The organism is Streptomyces sp. SID5785, assembly GCF_009870065.1.
Taxonomy (GTDB): Bacteria; Actinomycetota; Actinomycetes; order Streptomycetales; family Streptomycetaceae; genus Streptomyces.
The window spans coordinates 1-1,479 of sequence record NZ_WWIA01000224.1 but is presented as its reverse complement, the minus strand read 5'-3'; the positions used below and the strand labels follow the sequence as shown (position 1 = coordinate 1,479).

At 73.6% G+C, this 1,479-nt stretch carries 2 protein-coding genes; both read right to left on the bottom strand.

The annotated features are described in order from the left end of the window. A partial coding sequence (locus GTW43_RS06845) for a histidine kinase dimerization/phospho-acceptor domain-containing protein (RefSeq protein WP_161300724.1) occupies positions 1 to 853 on the bottom strand: 853 nt, incomplete at its 3' end. Continuing rightward, positions 850 to 1,479 (bottom strand): response regulator transcription factor (locus GTW43_RS06840; RefSeq protein WP_161300723.1); only part of this gene is annotated, 630 nt, incomplete at its 5' end. The genes GTW43_RS06845 and GTW43_RS06840, both read right to left, overlap by 4 nt.

Sequence of the window (1,479 nt, the reverse complement as noted above, 5' to 3'; positions counted from 1 at the left end):
TCGCGCGGTCCCTCCGGGAGGCGGCGCCGAGAGCGCCCTGATGGTGGAGGTCGGCATAGCCGAGCACCGCGGTGACAGGGGTGCGCAGTTCGTGCGAGGCGTCCGCGACGAACCGGCGCAGCCGGTCCTGTGTGGTGCGTTCGGCGGCGAGCATCGTGTTCAGAGCCAGCCCGAGGCGCCCGACCTCCGTGTCGGCGTCGGCCGTCTCGACCTGTCCGGCACGGTCACCCGAGGCGATGGCGTCCGCGTCGCGCGCCATCGCCTCCAGGGGGCGCAGCCCGCGGCGCAGCACCCACAGACCCGCCGCCCCGAGCAGGGCCACGACCCCGCCGGTGGCCGCAGCCTCGACGATCAGGACCCGGCGCAGGGTGCCCTGGACCTGGTCGAGGGGTGTGGCCGCGATCAGCGTGCCGTGGCCGGGGATCCGCTGCACGAGCAGGCGGTAGTCGGGGCCACCGGCGGCGGCCGGCCCGACCGTCACGACCTCCGTGTCGCGGACCTCGGACAGCGGGTCCGGGATGCGTGGCGCGGCGTCCTGCGGGTCTCTGAGCTGCGGCACCAGGTCACGGACCGTGTGGTCGGGCCGGCGCAGCCGCAGGTAGAACTCGGAGGCGCCGAGCAGCCGGACGTCGTTGCCGAGGCGGCTGTCCGGGTCGGGCCTGCGCACTTGCTGCGCCACGCGCCGGGACACGGCGCGCAGCGTGACGTCGGTACGGCGCAGGAGATCGTCGCTCAGGGCCGTGTGGACGACGGCGTCCAGGGCGATCAGCGCGACGGCGACCAGGCTGAGCAGCGCCAGGAGCAGGCGGCCGCGCAGTGACCTGGGGCGTGCCGGACGGCGTCGAGGACTCATGCGGTGCCGGAGTCGCGCAGGATGTAGCCGACGCCGCGGCGCGTCTCGATCAGGTCGGGTCCCCGTGCGCCGAGCTTGCGCCGCAGGTACGAGATGTAGGTCTTCAGCACGCTGTGGTCGCTCTCTCCGAACTCCCATACATGGGCGAGCAGTTGCTCGTGGGTCAGGACGCGGTTCCGGTTGACCAGCAGATGGTGCAGGAGCCTGTACTCGGTGGGCGAGAGGTCCACCGGCGCTCCGGCGCGGCGCACCTCGTACGTGTCGGTGTTCATCTCCACGTCGCCGCACACGAGGAGGCGGGGGTCGGCGCGGCTCTCGCCGCGGCGCAGGACGGCACGGACCCGGGCGGCCACCTCCGCGAGCCGGAACGGCTTGGTGATGTAGTCGTCGGCGCCCAGGTCGAGGCCGCCCACGATGTCCCGGCCGCTCTCGCGGGCGGTCAGGAAGACCACCGGCGTCGTCGAACCGGCGCTGCGCAGCCTCCGGACGACCTCGAAGCCGTCGAGGTCCGGCAGCATGACGTCGAGCAGCACGAGGTGGGGGCCGCGGTCGCGGATCGCCGTGAGGGCGGCCTGTCCGGTCGCCGCCTGGTCGACCTCGTACCCGAGGAACTCCAGTGAGGTGAC